12 protein-coding genes are annotated in these 15,407 nt (G+C 69.6%); 9 read left to right on the top strand and 3 right to left on the bottom strand.

Going from position 1 to position 15,407, the window contains the following annotated elements; translation table 11 throughout:
* Window positions 1-157: 157 nt before the first annotated feature.
* Both OG289_RS04140 and OG289_RS04135 read left to right on the top strand, forming a co-directional pair.
* Window positions 158-2,971, top strand: coding sequence for an ATP-binding protein (locus tag OG289_RS04140; RefSeq protein WP_327312626.1), 2,814 nt, complete (start codon window positions 158-160; stop codon window positions 2,969-2,971).
* A 306-nt stretch (window positions 2,972-3,277) separates the two neighbouring features.
* On the top strand, window positions 3,278-6,058 hold the full coding sequence (locus tag OG289_RS04135; protein ID WP_327312625.1) for an AAA family ATPase: 2,781 nt from the start codon (window positions 3,278-3,280) through the stop codon (window positions 6,056-6,058).
* A 307-nt stretch (window positions 6,059-6,365) separates the two neighbouring features.
* On the opposite strand, the gene OG289_RS04130 is transcribed toward OG289_RS04135, so the two are convergent.
* Window positions 6,366-8,462 carry an RICIN domain-containing protein gene (locus OG289_RS04130; protein ID WP_442818867.1) on the bottom strand — a complete coding sequence of 699 codons (2,097 nt, stop codon included), beginning with the start codon at window positions 8,460-8,462 and terminating at the stop codon, window positions 6,366-6,368.
* A gap of 826 nt (window positions 8,463-9,288) precedes the next feature.
* Here OG289_RS04130 and OG289_RS04125 point away from each other — a divergent pair.
* Window positions 9,289-10,368: a LacI family DNA-binding transcriptional regulator gene (locus OG289_RS04125; protein WP_327312624.1), complete on the top strand. Its 1,080-nt coding sequence runs from the start codon at window positions 9,289-9,291 to the stop codon at window positions 10,366-10,368.
* The gene (locus OG289_RS04120; RefSeq protein WP_327312623.1) at window positions 10,349-10,585 is read left to right on the top strand and encodes a helix-turn-helix domain-containing protein; all 237 of its coding nucleotides are present in this window, start codon (window positions 10,349-10,351) and stop codon (window positions 10,583-10,585) included. Before OG289_RS04125 ends, OG289_RS04120 begins: the two co-directional genes overlap by 20 nt.
* Here OG289_RS04120 and OG289_RS04115 read toward each other — a convergent pair whose 3' ends face one another.
* Window positions 10,586-11,164: a YceI family protein gene (locus tag OG289_RS04115; RefSeq protein ID WP_327312622.1), complete on the bottom strand. Its 579-nt coding sequence runs from the start codon at window positions 11,162-11,164 to the stop codon at window positions 10,586-10,588.
* A gap of 101 nt (window positions 11,165-11,265) precedes the next feature.
* On the opposite strand from OG289_RS04115, the gene OG289_RS04110 reads away from it, so the two are divergent.
* The 5 genes from OG289_RS04110 (at window position 11,266) to OG289_RS04090 (ending at window position 14,469) form a co-directional block, all read left to right on the top strand.
* Entirely contained in the window at window positions 11,266-12,120 is an 855-nt protein-coding gene (locus tag OG289_RS04110) for a helix-turn-helix domain-containing protein (RefSeq protein WP_327312621.1), read from the top strand.
* Window positions 12,121-12,570: 450 nt separating this feature from the next.
* Window positions 12,571-12,792, top strand: coding sequence for a hypothetical protein (locus OG289_RS04105; RefSeq protein ID WP_327312620.1), 222 nt, complete (start codon window positions 12,571-12,573; stop codon window positions 12,790-12,792).
* Window positions 12,789-13,874 (top strand): FAD-dependent oxidoreductase, encoded by a 1,086-nt coding sequence (locus OG289_RS04100; RefSeq protein ID WP_327312619.1) that lies wholly within the window; start codon window positions 12,789-12,791, stop codon window positions 13,872-13,874. Before OG289_RS04105 ends, OG289_RS04100 begins: the two co-directional genes overlap by 4 nt.
* Window positions 13,871-14,119, top strand: a complete 249-nt coding sequence (locus OG289_RS04095) for a hypothetical protein (protein ID WP_327312618.1) — start codon at window positions 13,871-13,873, stop codon at window positions 14,117-14,119. The genes OG289_RS04100 and OG289_RS04095 overlap by 4 nt, the downstream gene beginning before the upstream one ends.
* Before the next feature lie 50 nt (window positions 14,120-14,169).
* Window positions 14,170-14,469: a hypothetical protein gene (locus tag OG289_RS04090; protein WP_327312617.1), complete on the top strand. Its 300-nt coding sequence runs from the start codon at window positions 14,170-14,172 to the stop codon at window positions 14,467-14,469.
* 146 nt (window positions 14,470-14,615) lie between these two features.
* Here the strand turns inward: OG289_RS04090 and OG289_RS04085 are convergent, their stop codons facing one another.
* Window positions 14,616-15,350 carry an SDR family oxidoreductase gene (locus OG289_RS04085; RefSeq protein ID WP_327312616.1) on the bottom strand — a complete coding sequence of 245 codons (735 nt, stop codon included), beginning with the start codon at window positions 15,348-15,350 and terminating at the stop codon, window positions 14,616-14,618.
* Between the last annotated feature and the right edge of the window lie 57 nt (window positions 15,351-15,407).

Here is a 15,407-nt window from a genome sequence, read left to right as displayed (position 1 = left end):
CCGCCGGACGGCGTAGACCCGTCGACCGGTCGTATGCCCTGGCCGGGTGCGGTGCGGCCCCTCGGCAGGACCGGCCGGCGGCTGAGGCGTCAGCGAAACTCCCCCTGTAATACTGGAGCGGCTAGAGGCCAGGGCGATGCATGTGCCGGGAGGCGGCATGGAGACGGATCCGCCGCGCGACCAGCACAGACCGGTCACGGGGCGTCGCCCCGTGTTGCTGGGACGGCACGCCGAATGCCAGGCGCTCGACCGGCTTGTCGAGGCTCTCCACGCGGGCCAGAGCCGGTCTCTGGTCCTGCGCGGGGAAGCGGGGGTCGGCAAGACCGCGCTGCTGGACCATCTGCTGGACCAGGCTGCCGACTGCCGCGTGGTGTCCGCAACGGGGGTCCAGGCCGAGATGGAGCTTCCGTTCGCAGCCCTCCATCAACTCCTGGCGCCCATGCTGGACCTGCTGAACTCCTTGCCGGGACCTCAGCGTGACGCGCTCGGCACGGCGTTCGGGATCCATGCCGGGCCCCCACCGGACCGCTTCCTTCTCGGCCTGGCTGTGCTCGGCCTGTTCGCAAAGGCAGCCGAGCGCAGGCCGCTCGTGTGCGTGATCGACGATGCGCAGTGGCTCGACCGCGCCTCCGCGCAAGTGTTCGCCTTCGTTGCGCGGCGGCTTTTCGCGGAGTCGGTGGCCTGCGTTTTCGCGGTACGCGACTCCAGCGATGGGCATGACCTGTCCGGACTGCCGGTGCTGGACCTCGTAGGCCTGCACGACGATGACGCACGGGGTCTGCTCCGCTCGGAGATCCCCGGCCGGATGGACGAACAGGTGTGTGAGCGGATCATCGCCGAGGCCCGCGGCAACCCACTGGCGCTTCTGGAGCTGCCACGCGAACTGACCCACGCCGAGCTCGCGGGCGGTTTCGGGTCGCCCACCGCACAGACGCTTCGTGGGCGCATCGAGGACAGCTTCCTCAGACGGCTGGAGCCACTGCCCGCGCAGACTCGCCAGCTGTTGCTGCTGGCAGCCGCAGAGCCGCTCGGTGACCCGGCGCTGGTCTGGCGTGCGGCCACACGGCTGGGGAACCCGGCCGGCACCGCGGCCGTCGTCGCCGCGGACGACCTGATCGAGTTCGGTCCCCGGATCCGGTTGCGGCATCCGCTCGTACGGTCGGCGGTCTACCGGGCAGCCTCGCCGGACGAACGCAGGACGGTTCATCGCGCCCTGGCGGAGGCGACCGATGCCGAGGCCGATCCGGACCGGCGCGCGTGGCACCGCGCGCACGCCACGGTGGAGCCGGACGAGGGCGTCGCCGCGGAACTCGAACGCTCGGCCGGGCGTGCACAGAGGCGGGGCGGCCTGGCCGCGGCCGCCGCCTTCCTGGAGCGCGCCGCCGCGCTCACGCCCGGGTCCGGGCGCCGGGCAGAACGCGCCCTGGCCGCCGCACAGGCGAAGCATGAGGCCGGGGCACCCGACGCCGCGCTGTCGCTGCTGGCCGCGGCACTGGCCGGCCCGCTCGACGAGCTGCAACGCGCCCGCGCGTCCTTGCTGCGCGCCGAGATCGCGTTCACCACGAATCGTGGCAACCTCGCTCCGCCGACGCTGCTCGAGGTAGCCAGGCAACTTGAGCCGTTGGACGTCGGACTGGCGCGCGAAACGCATCTGCAGGCGTTGTCCGCGGCGATGTTCGCCGGCCGCCTGGCGGTCGAGGGCGGCGGTCTCCTGGAGGTCGCGGCAGCCGCCCGCACGGCGCCGACCACGTCGGAGGCACCGCGTGCCGCCGACATGCTCCTCGATGCGTTGGTCCTGCTCCTCACGGAGGACGCACGGGCCGCGACGCAGGCCATGCGGCGGGCCCTGCGCGCTTTCCTGGAAGACGACATCTCCCCTGCGGAGGAGCTCCGGTGGCTGTGGCTCGCCTTCATCGTCGCCGTGGCACTGTGGGACGACAGGTCCTGTCGTGTGCTGGCAGATCGTCACCTCCGCCTCGCCCGTGACACCGGCGCGCTCGCCGGGCTGCCCCTGGCCCTGACTTCGCGTATCTTCGTGCACCTCTTCCAGGGCGAACTGGCCGAAGCGGCGTCGCTGAGCGAAGAGGTGCGCACCATCGTCACGGCGACCGGTTTTCAGATCACCCACTACGGTGCGCTGGCACTCGCCGCGTGGCAGGGACGGCAGTCCGAGGTCGAACAACTGGTACGCGTCACCACGAGCGAGGCGGCGTCGCGGGGCGAGGGAGTGGGGCTGAGCGTCGCGGACTGGGCCAGTGCGGTGCTCTACAACGGCCTTGGCCGGTACGAGGAGGCCCGAGCCGCCGCCGAACGCGTCGTCCTCGACCCGCCGGCACCGGGCGTCGCGGTGCACTGGGGACCGGCCGAACTGGTTGAAGCGGCAGTCAGGAGTGGCGACAGTGAGAGCGCCTCCCGAGCGCTCGACCGGCTGGTGCGGACGACTCAGGCGAGTCCCACCGACTGGGCTCTCGGGATCGAGGCCCGCTCGCGGGCGCTGCTCGCGCGGGGAACGGCCGCCGAGGGTCTCTACCGGGAGGCGATCGACAGACTGGGACGGGCCCTGTGCCGAGCCGATCTCGGGAGGGCACACCTCCTCTACGGCGAATGGCTGCGCCGCGAGCGGCGCCGGGTCGAGGCACGCGACCAACTGCGCATCGCCCACGAGCTCTTCGCGGACGCAGGCATGGACGCGTTCGCCGAGCGTGCGGCGCGCGAGTTGAAGGCCACCGGGGAGACCGCTCGGAAGCGGAGCGCCGAGATCGGCAGCGACGACCTGACCCCCCGGGAGGCGCAGATAGCGCGACTCGCCAGCGAGGGCCTGACCAATACCGAGATCGGCAGTCGGCTCTTCGTGAGCCCGCGCACTGTCGAGTACCACCTGCACAAGGTCTTCGCCAAGACAGGTGTCGCGTCGCGTGGTGCGCTGGTCACCGTCCTGGCGGACGGCGGCAGAAAGGTGCGGTCCTCCTGAGTTCGTGAGCCGAGGGGCCCGTGCATCCGGCATCCGCCGCCACCGTGTCCAGTGGCGGCACGTCTCCCCGGTACGTCCACTAGGGATGCCACGGATGCGAGTGGGCGCGCCGGTCACCGACACTCACACCAAGGCCTGGCTCGGTCGGCACTTCGGCCGGACGCTGCCGAGCAGGGCAGACGTCACGCCGTGCACGGGGGCGTTGCCCCGAGGTCAAGGCGATGCCGACCGAACTCATGATCAGGGTGATGCCTGTGCAACTGACGGGAGCGCGTTGTGGTCGCCGGTGACTCCTCAAGACGCGATATGGCCGGCGCCCTGATCGGCCGGGACGAGGATCTTCAACGGATCCGCGACCTTCTGGGTATAGGGGCCGGAGGCGGAGCACTGCTGCTGTCGGGAGACGCAGGAGTCGGGAAAACGGCGGTGCTGGACGCTCTTGCAGAGGCCGAGGCCCTGGAAGGGACCCGCGTTCTGCGTGCCGCCGGAGTGGAGTTCGAGGCGGACTGCAGCTACGCGGGTCTCCACCAGGCCCTCTTCCCGTTCCAAGAGACGCTCGACGGCCTTGAGGCACCCTTCGGAGACGCCCTTCGCGTCGCGCTCGGCTTCGAAAGCGGCCCACCGCCGGACAGACTGGTCGTCTCCAACGCCGTGCTGCTCCTCCTCCGGACGGTCGGTGCCGGTAACCCGCTTCTCGTGGTCGTCGACGATCTGCCCCGGGTCGATCGAGCGAGTGCGGCGGTACTGGGTTTCGTCGCCCGGCGAGTGACCGGTGCCCGCCTGAGCTTCCTAGCCGCCTCGTGTTCGGGAACGGAGAGTCTTTACGACGGCGGTGCCCTCCCCGTGTACCAGCTGCCGCCGCTGACTGACGAGTCGGCGGCCCGTTTGATCGGGGCGAGGTTCCCGGCTCTCGTCGGCAGCGCGCGTCGGCGCCTGCTGACTGCGGCGCGCGGCAACCCGCTTGCCCTGCTGGAGCTGCCGGCGACGGCGCAAACGGTACGGGGTCCGGCACTGGATGACCTGCCCGCTGTGCTGCCGCTCAGTCAGCGCTTGGAGACGTTGTTCGGCTCCCGGATCACCGGTCTGCCGCGGCCGTCGCAGCGCCTGCTGCTGTTGGCGGCATTGGAGGGCCACGGGGATCTCGGTGTTCTGCAGGCGGCCTCGCGGCAGATGAACGACGGGTACGGCCTGGACGACCTCGCGCCCGCCGAGCGTGAGCAACTGGTGCACGTCGACGAGGGAACCCGACGGCTGAGGTTCCGCCATCCGCTGATCCGCTCCGCCGTGATGGAGCACTCGACGAGCAGCGAACGGCGTGCGGTTCACGCGGCACTCGCTCACGTGCTGGTGGATCAGCCCGAGCGCCGGGCCTGGCATCTGGGCGAGGCGACCCTGGAACCGGACGAAGAGGTGGCTGCCTTCCTCGAGCACGCGGCGCGTCTCACTCTGCGTCGTGGTGATGCCGTGGGCGGCATGCAGAGGCTGATCAGGGCCGCGGCACTCACTGCGCAGGGTCCCCACCGGGGCCGCCGGCTCGCGGAGGCGGCCTACATCGGAGCCGAGTCCATCGGCGCGCTGCCCAGTGCCCGAAAACTCCTGGATGATGCCAGGCGGTCATCCCCGGATCCGAAGAACTCACTGCACGCGGCGGCAGCCGCAGCCCTTCTCGTACTGAACAGCGACGGTGATGTCGAGACGGCCCACCGGCTGCTGGTCGGCGCCGTCGAAACCGGCGCTCACCAGTACGACGCGCAGGACAAGGCGCTCATCGACGCTCTCCACGTGCTCGTGCTGGTCTGCTTCTTCGGCGCCCGACCCGAACTGTGGGCACCCTTCTACCGAGTTCTGGAACGGCTGACGCCAAAGGCGCCGCTCGACCTGTCCGCGACGGGCAAGACCTTCTCCGATCCGGCACGTACGGGCGCCGCGGCATCCAAGGAACTCGACAGGCTCGTGGCGGAGTTGCCCGAAGAGACCGACCCGGTCCGGATCACGCGGACGGGTACGGCGGCCCTCTACCTCGACCGGCTGGGAGACGTTCGCGAATCGGCGTGGCGTGTGGTGCGCATGGGACGTGACGGCGGCCCGGCAGGCCGATACCTGTCCGGACTGATGCACCTGTGCCTGGACGACTACCTCACCGGAATGTGGGACGAGGCCCTGCAACTGGCAGATGAGGGAGTCCAGTCGTGCGAGGAGTACGGCTACAGGGCCTTCTCCTGGCACTTCCTGTACATCCGGGCCATCGTCTGTGGCGCTCGCGGAGAGGCGGACCGGAGCCAGGCGATAGCCGACGGCATCATCCATTGGGCTCTGCCCCGAGGAGCGCGCTGTGCCGCGCACTGCGCTCACCACGCGGTCACCGTGGCCTCTCTGGGACGCGGTGACTTCGCCGGCGCGTACGAGCATGCGAACGCCATCAGCCCGGCGGGGACTCTCGCCTCACATGTGCCACACGCCCTGTGGGTGACGATGGACCTGGTGGAGGCTGCTGTCCGGACCAACCGGCACGCGGCGGCTGCCGATCATGTGCGCGCCATGCGGGAGGCCGGCACTGCGGATCTCTCGCCACGTCACGCCCTGCTCACGGAGGCCTCGGCCGCCTTGTGCGCGACCGACGACGACGAAGCTCTGCGGCTGTTCGCGAAAGCCCTGGCCATTCCCGGGGCGGACCGGTGGCTCTTCGACTTCGCCCGCGTACGACTGGCCTATGGCGAGCGGTTGAGGCGTGCCAGGGCGTCTGCCGAAGCCAGGGGCCCGCTCAGCGCCTCGCTGGCCACGTTTGAACATCTGGGCGCCCGGCCATGGGCCGAACGCGCTGAGAAGGAACTGCGTGCCGCCGGCTGGAACAAGCGGCCCACCGGCACATCGAGTGCGCGCCTGCTCACTTCCCAGGAGATGGAGATAGCCGAGCTGGCAGCCTCCGGCCTGACCAACAGACAGATAGCAGAGCGACTGTTCCTCTCCCACCGGACCGTCGGCGCCCACCTCTACCAGATGTACCCGAAACTGGGCATCTCCTCGCGTGCCATGCTGCGAGACGCCCTCAAATCTCAACAACCGCCGGAGAACCGGCAACGAACGTGAGGGGGACGAACCTCGTTCGTTCGCTGTGCGGTCGCCACCCCTGGAGACGCCGTGCGACGAAGCGATCTCCCTCCGCGTAGCCGACGCGCGGTTCGGCCTGATGAGACGGACAGAGCAATGGACGTCGGCAACTGCTCGATCCGCCGGGCGGGAGTGGCGTCGGCAGAGCACCGGCGTCGGCGACGACCGCACAGCGGCCTGGATTCCTTGCCGCGCAAGTCCATGTGATGTCGCGCAAATGAATCGGCGGACGGACTGGAGAATCCAGTCCGTCCGCCGATCGGGAATGAACGGTGGCGCCAATCCGTCAGTTGAGCGTCCACTTCTGGTTGGTCCCGCTGTTGCACGTCCACAGGTCGATCTTGGTCCCGTTGGCGGTGCCGCTGCTGACGGCGTCGAGGCAGAGGCCGGACTTGTTGTTGGTGACGGTGCCGTTGGAGTTGACGGTCCACTTCTGGTTGGTACCGCCGGTGCAGTCCCAGATGATGACCTTCGTGCCGTTGGTGGTGCCGTTGTTGTCGGCGTCGAGGCACTTGTTGCCGTAGACCACGAGCTCGCCGCGCGACGTGGACGTGAAGGTCTGGTTGTGTCCGCCGACGCAGTCCCAGAAGGTGAGCTGGGTGCCGTTGGTGATCGAATTCTTGGCGATGTCCAGGCAGCGGTCGGAGCCGGCCCCGATGATCTCGTTGCCGTTGGTGCCCGCGATGCCCTGAAGGAGGACGGCGTCGAGGTTGGGCGCCCAGCCGCTGCTGTTGGAGAACTTCATGGTGTTGGAGCCCTTGGCCATACCGACCAGCACGGAGACGGTGCCGGGAGTGGTCCAGGAGCCGGTCGGCGGGAACGAGACCACCGTGGGCTGCTGGCCGTTGACCTGGAGGGTTGCCCTACGGGCGGTGGTGTCGCCGTTGACGTAGGCGATGGTGGCGAGCTTCACGCCGGAGGCCGAGGCGCTGATTCCGTTGAACGTCAGGGTGTTGGCGGAGCCGTTGCCGATCCAGCCGATCAGCGAGCTGTTGGAGCAGTTCGCGCAGGTGGCGCTTGCGGCGGTACCGGCCAGGGTGTTGGACGAGGACTCGGCCTCGTAGGTCGTGCCGGAGGCCTCGGTGCCGGAGACGGTGAGCAGCACCGCTTCGCCGGCCGGGACGCTGGTGGTGTAGCCCGTGCCGAAACTGCCCGCGTCGGTCGCGGTCCACACGTTGCGTACGGAGGCGGAGGCCGTGGTCAGGCCCAGGTCGGCCCAGCGGGCGGTGATGTCGGCGGCGGAGGAGGTGCGGTTGAGCAGCAGGACGGCGCGCTTGCCGGTGCCGGACAGGACCTTGCTGTAGACCTGCAGCCCCGTCGTGTCCTCGGCGACCTTGACGCCCTGGAGGCCGCGGGCGTCCTGGTCGATTGCGATGACCTCGGAGTTCTTGAGGATCGACGCGGTGGTGGAGGTCATGGTGGTGAGGTTGTTGCCGGCCACCAGCGGTGCGCCGGAGATCGCCCACAGGCCCATGTGCGTGCGGTTCTGGGCAGCGGTGAAGCCGCTGATGCCGACCATCAGCATGTCCGGGTCGTTGTAGTACCCGGTGTGCTGGGACGAGGGGTGCAGCGTCTTGTCGAAGTTGGCCAGCATGTTGGCCGTGGACGGGCTGTTGCCCCAGAAGAGGATGTCGGTGCTGGTGCGCCACATCGGGGCCGTGCCCGCGCCCCAGTTCCAGGGGTTGCCGGTGCCCCACTCGCAGAACGACAGGACCAGCTTGCGGCCGGTGATCGCGGCCGCGGCGTCGTTGGCGGCGCTGATCGCCTTGTACGTGGTCTCCTGGTCAAGGCCCTCGGCGTTGCCGCCGCACCAGTCGATCTTGACGAAGTCGTAGCCCCACTCCTGGAACGTCTGCATGTCCTGCTGGTAGTGGCCCTCACTGCCGGTGTTGGGCGCCGCGGGCTTGGTGGTGGGGAAGTAGTAGCCGCAACCTTGCTTGCCCGCGTCGGTGTAGATGCCCGCCTTCAGGCCCTTGCTGTGGATGTAGTCGGCCATGGCCTTCATGCCGCCGGGGAACAGGCTCTCGTCGGTGACGATCTTGCCGTTGCCGTCGCGGGCGCCCTGCCACCAGCCGTCGTCGATATTGACGTAGTTGTAGCCGGCGGCGGCCATGCCGGACGAGACAAGTGCGTCGGCCTGGGCCTTGATGGTGTTGTAGTCGATGCTGCTGGCGAAGCTGTTCCAGGAGGCCCAGCCCATCGGTGCCGGCGGAACCGCGACCTGGTTGGTGGTCACCGCGACCGGCTCGGTCCGGCCGAGGTCCGCCGACGGTGTCCGGCCACCACCCATGGCCACAAGCCCGGCGAGAGCCAGGCCGAGGACCGACGCCTGGACGGCGATACGTCTTGTCCAGTGGGTCACGGCGGTTCTCCCTGAAGACATGGAATCAACCCTTTCCTGATGCGAATGAACGACAGCAGATGCGGACGTATGGGCAACACCTGTCAGGTGTGTGCCAAGAGGTTGAACAGGTGAGAATGTGACGTTCGCCCGATGGCGGGTGTCGCCGTCCTCGGGTGCGGTCGGGGCCCACGCCCTCCGCGCCCCGCACGGAACCGACTCCTCGGTGAGGCCGGGCGCCCTCTATGACCGGGAAATGTTACCGTTCACATTTTTTGGGCTCCGTAGGACTCGGCGACAAATGGTGTGACAGAGAAGGTTCAACAGGGCTTGTATCAGGGGTGGCTACGAGGCGGACCCCTCTGCGTGGACCCCTGCACGCCCCCGACATCGGGCGTTAACGCGTCAGTGACGCAGGGAGTAGTGTGAACGGTAACATTTGGCCCTCGCAATACTCCGCGTGGAACTTTTCTCTTGGCGTCCCGTCAGGCGAGGGCGGTCGGGAAGCGTCCAGGACGCCCCGACGGTGGCCTCGAGCCTGTGGACAACGGAGTCTCAGCAATGCGGTTGCACTCCGAGAGCAGGCGCCCGGAGGAGGCAGGAGGACTGGTCGAGCGGCTCGGCTCCGAGTTGTCGAAGGAGATCATCGCCGCTGCGGGTACGGTATGGCCGTCGATCCCGACTCTGAACGGTTACTTCGTGGCCCAGCGGAAGAAGCGGGGAGTGGACGTCCGCGCCTTCTCCAAGCACGACGACCGGCTACCCGCTGACCGTCTCGTCGTCCACGCACAGGGCCGCGGACAAGGGGAACACCTGGTCAACGCCGCCGTCACCGCCCAGCCAGTACCGACAAGGAGCCGTCCCCACCATGCAGGAAGCGACCCCCGCCCCCCGCTCCGGCGGGGGTCCGCAGGCTCCGAAGGCCGTCAGCATCCGGGACGTCGCCAAGGCGGCGGGCGTGTCCCACCAGACCGTCTCCCGGGTCGTCAACGGCCACCCCAGGGTCAAGGAGTCGACCCGGGCCCGGGTCCTCGACGTCATCGCCGAGATGGGCTATACGCCCAACCGGATGGCCCGGGCACTGGCCGGCGGTGCGGTGCGCTCGGTGACCGTGCTGACCTCCGACACCTCCTTGTACGGTGCCTCGGCGACCCTGAAGGGCATCGAGGAGGCGGCCAGGGCGGCTGACTTCGCGGTCGGGATCAGCGTGCTCGACACCGGCTCGGCCCAGCAGCCCGCGGATGTCGCGGCCCGGGTCAGCCGGCCGGGGGAGGCGGTGCTGGTGATCGCCTTCGACGCGGCGGGTGTACGGGCATGGCAGGCACTGCCGACCGGGTTCCCGGCAGCGGCGGCGGTGGAACGGCCCGAGGACGGCAGCGCAGGCGACCGGCCCCAGCTCTGGCTGGACGACCGGGCGGCCGCAGCTCAGGCCACCCGCTATCTCATCGGCCTCGGCCACGAGACCGTGCACTACCTGGCGATCCCATCCTCCACCACCCGCATCGGCCAGCGCACCGAAGGCTGGCGCGACGCCCTGCGGGCGGCCGGAAAGCCCCTGCCGGAACCGCTCGACGCCGGCTGGAGCCCGCGCTCCGGCTACCTCATCGCCCGCTCGCTGCTGGCCGACCCGTCGGTCACGGCCGTGCTCTGCGGCAACGACGACCTGGCACTCGGCGTACTCCGCGCAGCCAGGGAGGCGGGCCGTGACGTGCCGGGCGACCTGAGCGTGGTGGGCTTCGACGACGCCCCCCATTCCGCTTACGCACACCCCGCACTGACCACCGTCCGCCTCGACTTCGAAGGCCTCGGCCGGGGCTGTTTCGGCCTGCTCCACCGGCTCCTCGAGCCCGATACCGCCCCGGCCCTGCCCCTGTGGGCCGAGCCGGAGCTGATCGTGCGGGAGAGCAGCGGCCCGGCCCCGTTACGGCGTGACCGGCCCCGGGGCTGAACTCCTCGGCCGGCCGTGGGTGGCGGGGGGAACGGCCATCGCCGCCGAACGCAGGGTGTTCGCGCGCGACGGCGAGGGCGCCTCCATGGCCTCCGTGGCCCGAGAGGCGGGCGTGGGCATCGCCAGTGTTTTCCGCCGCCTCCCCACCAAGGAAGAGCTGGTCGCCACTGCGCCGAGGCGGGTGCGGCGCCCCGCGGGGCGCCGCACCTTTCCTTGATCAGCCGTCCTGGCCCTGCGGTCCGACGTACTGCATGTCCAGGTGAAGTTTGACGACATCACCGAGGAGCCCGGCCCCGAAGTCCAGCCCGAAGTCACTGCGCCGGATCTCCCCCGTCGCCTCGAACCCGGCGTGCTTCCTCTGGTCCAGAGGGGAGTCCACCACCCCGCCGAAATCGACGGCAAGCGTGACCGGGCGGGTCACGTCCCCGATGGTCAGGTCCCCCGCAATCGTCCAGTCCTCGCCCTCTCCGGACACCCGCGTCGAGCGGAACGTCATCGTCGGCCGCTTCTCCACGTCGAGCAGCTCGGCCGAGCGGGTGTGCGCGTCGCGGTCGGAGTTCCCGGTGTCGATGGAGGCAAGAGCGATGTCGGCGGTCACCCGCACGTCGTCGGGCGTCTCGCCGACGTACAGCCCGGTCCTGAACTCGGTGAACCGGCCGCGCACTTTGGCGATCCCGAGGTGGCGGATGGTGAAGTTGACCGCAGAGTGAAGGGGGTCGAGTTCCCAGTCGCCGGGGGAGAGGGGCAGCGCGGCGACGGTCATGACAGGGGTGTTCGCGGAGTCGTCAATGTTCATGGCTCCATCGTGCGAGTCCCGCGGCGGGGGAGGGAGGCCGGGCGAAGAGTGGTAGTGGCAGGGCCATCCTCCGCGACGGCACGCGTTGTACGGTTCGACAGGTGAACGACAACGAGTTGGGCACGTTCCTGCGCATCCGCCGTGAAGCCGTCACCCCCGCCGAGGTGGGCCTGCCCACGGGCCCCCGCCGCCGCACGCCGGGGCTGCGCCGGGCCGAGCTGGCCACCCTTGCCGACATCAGCGTCGAGTACCTCACCCGGCTCGAACAGGGCCGCGACCGCAACCCTTCGATCAAGGTCCTCGCCGCAATCGGCGAGGCCCTTCACCTGCCGACGGCGGACCGTCTCCTCTTGCACCGGCTGGCCACGGAACACGGCGCGGACAAGGCGCTGTGCCAGTCGGTCACCGCACCGCCAGTGCGCACGGTCCGGCCCACCCTCCGGGCGCTCCTCGACCGCCTGGAGCCCGCACCGGCCGTGCTGCTCAACTGGATGGGTGACATCGTGGCCTGCACGCAGGGCTACGAGCGGTACGCCCGACCGCTCGGCCTGCTCGACGGCGACCCGCCCAACATGGTGCGGTACCTGTTCACCGATGCCCGGGCCCGCGCGGTGTACCCCGGATGGGACAGGCTGGCCGACGAGCAGGTTGCTCATCTGCGTAACGAGACCTCGCTGCACGACCCTCGTGTGGCCGCCCTGGCCGAGGAGCTGACAGCGGCGGGGGCACCGTTCAGCGACCGGCTCGCCGCTATTCCGGTCACGCCCGCCCGGTTCGGGACCGAGCTCGTGGAACACCCCGAGGCGGGCCGCCTGCGCCTGTCGTACGAGACGCTCGCACTCCCGGACGAAGGCCGGCGCCTGGTGGTGCACATCCCGGCCGACGAAGCGACGGCCACCGCGCTCGACCGTCTCAACGGCCGCAGGCCAGGAGCGCTGCGGGCGGTGAGCGGCTGACCTTCGTGGACGGGACGCCGTAGTCACTGCCTGCCGCGTTCCTCCACACCCGGATCATCGAACGCACCTGCCATCGATACCGGCGAGTGAGCCGGGTTGGTGCCTGGCGGGCTGTGCGGATGAGGTCGAGGACGCGGTGGTGCTCGTGGTCGGATTCGCCCAGACGGCCGGGCTGGGCGAGCGAGGTACGGACCAGGCGTGCGTGGGCCAGTTGGTCCACGAGCGTGCGGTAGTGCGCCTCCAGCTTGGAGTTGTCCGACTTGCTGAAGGCGGCGGAGCGCGACGAGGGCTCGGCCGCGTTCAGTCGCTACGGCTCCGCCCGGGAGCTGTACCACCTCGACGTCGACAACACGGCAGCGTACTGAGGGAGTTCGACGTCATGGAACCCGCATCCCACGTCCTGCACGAGTCGGCCGCCTTTCGACCGCGCCACCGTCCACGCCATCCAGCGTGGGACTGTCCGCCCGTCTCGGCCCCGTGGAGGACCGTCGCCGGCTCGCGAACCACCTCCGCGTGATGACGATGGAGGCCCAGACCCTCGCCCGCGCCTGTGGCGAAGTCCACCTCCTGCACCTGGAGCCCGAGGACCTGGTCGCCCTTACGATCGAGTCCGCCGCCATGGCCCGCGTTCCGCCCGCGGGTACGAACCGGATCCCCTGGGAGGGTCTGTGATCGCCGTCGTAGGTGCCGGGCTGATGGGCGCGGCCACCGCCTGGCAACTCGCCCGTCACGGCCACGAGGTCACGCTCGTCGAGGCGTACGACATCGGCCACCGGCACGGCAGTTCGCACGGCAGCTCGCGGATCTTCCGGCGGGCGTACGCCGACCCCTTCTACGTGCGGCTGACCGGGCAGGCGTACGAGCAGTGGCGGGAACTGGAGGAGGACAGCTCAACCCCGTTGCTGCGCACGACCGGTGGCCTCGACATGGGCGAGGACCGCGATACGAAGGCGATCGCCGCCCTCCTCGACGCGGCCGGAGTGCCCCACGAACTCCTCGGCCCGGAAGAGGCTTCGGAGCGCTGGCCGTACATCCGCATCACAGGACCCGTGCTGTTCCACCCGGACGCGGGCGTGGTCGACGCCGACCAGACCGTCGCGGCCTGCGTACGGCGGGCGATCGAGCACGGCGCGGACGCGATCATCGGCGCGCGTGTCACGGGCATCGACGTCCAGGGCGGCGAGAAGGTGCTCCTGCGCACCGACGACGGCCGCGAGATCCTTGCCGACACGGTCGTGATCGCGGCCGGCGCCTGGCTGCCCGAGCTCGAACTGCCCGTTGCGCTACCGGCGTTGGAGGTGACCCAGCAACAGGTCTTCCACTTCCGGCAGCGTGACCCGTCCGTGCGGTGGCCGACCCTGATCTGGGACGGGGAACTGCACCTCTACGGCCAGCCGTCGGGAAGCGACGGCGGCCCGTTCCCCGCGGTCAAGGTCGCCGAGCACGACCGCGGCACCCCTACCACCGCCCGCACTCGTGACGGCGTCGTCGACCCGTCGTCGCGGACACGCGTGAGCGGCTTCGTGCGCGACCGACTCCCGGGGCTCGAGCCCGACCCGGTGGCCGAGACGACCTGTCTCTACACCACCACCCCGGACGAGGACTTCGTCCTGGACCGCCACGGCCCCCTCGTCATCGTCTCCCCGTGCTCAGGACACGGCGCGAAGTTCGCGCCGCTCATCGGCGCGATGGCCGCCGACCTCGCCACCGGCCGCGCCGAGCCCCGTCCCCGCTTCCGCCTGGACCGCACATGAGCGGTGTCACGAAGGACGACCCGAAGGCCGTCATCCCGCTCTCGGTCTTCGCCGCCTTCCAGGCCCTCTTCGCGGCCCTCACCGCCGCACTGATCTGCGGTGAGATCTCGGACCGCATCAAGTTCGGAGCCCGGATGGCCTTCACCGGTGTCTTGGTGACGTTGGTGTATCCGGCCTCGGGGATCAATGGAACCGTGGTTGGCGCTGAGATTGATCATGGTGCGGGCTTCGCTGCTGTTTCATAGGTGGTCGCTCGTGAAACACCCGGCCGCACGGCGGTCCACCTGCGGCAATCATGTTTCACCGCACCCTGGAGGGCCACGAGTCCGCCCGCAAGCGCGGCAGGACGATCGGTGGCGCGGGCGTCACCGACGAGTCGATGCTGTCCATGGCCCTCCACCTGCGCGAGCAGGAGATGAGCCTGCGCGACATCGCCAAACGTCTCGTCATCACCACCGGCACGACAAAGGGCCGGCACCCCTCACCCGCCACCGTCATGCGCATGCTGCATGAACACGACGAGCACACAACCGCGATGGAAACCGCCGGCCGACTCGCGGCCCAGCCCTTGACGCTGATTCCGCGAGATGAGTGATCACCTCGTTCCCGTCTTGGCTTGTGCGCCCACCAACTACCAGTAAAGCCCGTGGGGATGGGCGCCGCGCAAGAGGCCAGTGATCGTCACTGCGGAGGTTGAAAACACCCCCGTCAGGCTTCGGGCGGAGACGGCGCGGCATGGTCTCACCAGGGAATCGGCCCGTCCTCGGCCAGAAAGGCGCCCGTCGGGCCGTCCTCGCCCACAGTCGCCAGGTCAACCGCGACGGCCGCGCCCTCCTCCGCCGTGCGTATCCCGGTGTGGCGGTTGAGGTCGGTCGCGCAGTAGCCGGGACTCACCGCGTTGACCAGGATCCCTTCGGCGCGCAGTTCATTGGCGTAGAGCATGGTGATCGCGTTCAGCGCGCTCTTCGAGGTGCAGTAAGGGAGGAGAATCGAGGAGTAGGCGGACCACGGGCTGCCCGGGTCGGCCAGGTGGGTGAGGGAGCCGAGTTCGCTGGACATGTTGACGATGCGTGCGGCGGCGGAGCGGCGTAGCAGGGGGAGCATGGCGTGGGTCACCACGATGACGCCGAACACGTTGGTCTCGTAGACCTGCCGGACGGTGGCGGCTGGGGTTTCACTCGGCTTTTGCGGTCCGGCGGCGATCGCGGCGTTGTTGACGAGGATGTCGAGGCGGCCGAACGTGGCGTCGATGTGCTTGGCGGCGGCCTGGACCGAGGTCTCGTCGGTGACGTCCAGCGGAACGAACCGTACGTCGGCGCCGCCCGCGCGAAGCTCCTCGGCCGCCGCCTCGCCACGCTCGGCGTTGCGGGCGCCGATCAGCACGGTGATGCCGAGGGCTGCGAGCCTGCGCGCCGTTTCCTTGCCGATGCCCTTGTTCGCCCCGGTGATCAGAGCAGTCTTCTGCGAAGTCGTCATGGCACCCAGCCTCCCCTCACCCACGGGCGGCAGGGAAAGACCGGAAGACTCTGGATC

Origin of the sequence: Streptomyces sp. NBC_01235 (assembly GCF_035989285.1) — a bacterium.
Classification (GTDB): Bacteria; Actinomycetota; Actinomycetes; order Streptomycetales; family Streptomycetaceae; genus Streptomyces.
The sequence above is the reverse complement of the archived record's forward strand: the minus strand, read 5'-3'. Positions and strand labels throughout refer to the sequence as shown.

Excerpts from the sequence above, each read along its gene's own strand:
- OG289_RS04140 (WP_327312626.1), top strand. The coding sequence starts at position 158 with ATGGAGACGGATCCGCCGCGCGACCAGCACAGACCGGTCACGGGGCGT.
- OG289_RS04135 (WP_327312625.1), top strand. The coding sequence starts at position 3,278 with ATGGCCGGCGCCCTGATCGGCCGGGACGAGGATCTTCAACGGATCCGC.
- OG289_RS04130 (WP_442818867.1), bottom strand. The coding sequence starts at position 8,462 with ATGTCTTCAGGGAGAACCGCCGTGACCCACTGGACAAGACGTATCGCC.
- OG289_RS04125 (WP_327312624.1), top strand. The coding sequence starts at position 9,289 with ATGCAGGAAGCGACCCCCGCCCCCCGCTCCGGCGGGGGTCCGCAGGCT.
- OG289_RS04115 (WP_327312622.1), bottom strand. The coding sequence starts at position 11,164 with ATGAACATTGACGACTCCGCGAACACCCCTGTCATGACCGTCGCCGCG.
- OG289_RS04095 (WP_327312618.1), top strand. The coding sequence starts at position 13,871 with ATGAGCGGTGTCACGAAGGACGACCCGAAGGCCGTCATCCCGCTCTCG.
- OG289_RS04090 (WP_327312617.1), top strand. The coding sequence starts at position 14,170 with ATGTTTCACCGCACCCTGGAGGGCCACGAGTCCGCCCGCAAGCGCGGC.
- OG289_RS04085 (WP_327312616.1), bottom strand. The coding sequence starts at position 15,350 with ATGACGACTTCGCAGAAGACTGCTCTGATCACCGGGGCGAACAAGGGC.